The organism is Pseudoxanthomonas sp. UTMC 1351 (assembly GCF_040948865.1).
In the GTDB taxonomy this organism is placed as follows: domain Bacteria; phylum Pseudomonadota; class Gammaproteobacteria; order Xanthomonadales; family Xanthomonadaceae; genus Pseudoxanthomonas_A.
This window is the reverse complement of record NZ_JAVGJT010000062.1, coordinates 1-471: the sequence shown is the minus strand read 5'-3', so window position 1 is coordinate 471 and position 471 is coordinate 1. Positions and strand designations below refer to the sequence as shown.

The 471-nt window shown below is 66.7% G+C and carries 1 protein-coding gene; it reads right to left on the bottom strand.

Translation table 11 applies throughout. The annotated features are described in order from the left end of the window. A partial coding sequence (locus AB6O04_RS20535) for a methyl-accepting chemotaxis protein (RefSeq protein ID WP_368566279.1) occupies positions 1-471 on the bottom strand: 471 nt, incomplete at both ends.

The window sequence follows — 471 nt, the reverse complement described above, 5'->3', positions numbered from 1 at the left end:
GGCGCCGGCTTGACCGGTGAACTGGCATGCGCCAGCTGAAACACCGCCACCGTCTGCGCCAGCTCAGCCGCTTGCTCTTCCATGCTGCGTGCGGCGGCCGAGGCTTCTTCCACCAGCGCGGCGTTCTGCTGGGTCGTCTCGTCCATCTGGGTGATGGTCTGGTTGACCTGCTCGATGCCGGCGCTTTGTTCCTGCGAAGCGGCACTGATCTCGGCCATGATGTCGGTCACGCGCTGCACGCTGGCGACGATCTCGCCCATGGTCTGGCCGGCCTTGTTCACCAGCGCCGAACCATCGGCCACCTTGTCCACCGAGTTCTCGATCAGGCCCTTGATCTCCTTGGCCGCGTTCGCCGAACGCTGCGCCAGGGTGCGCACTTCCGAGGCGACCACGGCAAAGCCGCGGCCTTGTTCGCCGGCACGGGCCGCTTCCACCGCGGCGTTGAGCGCCAGGATGTTGGTCTGGAACGCA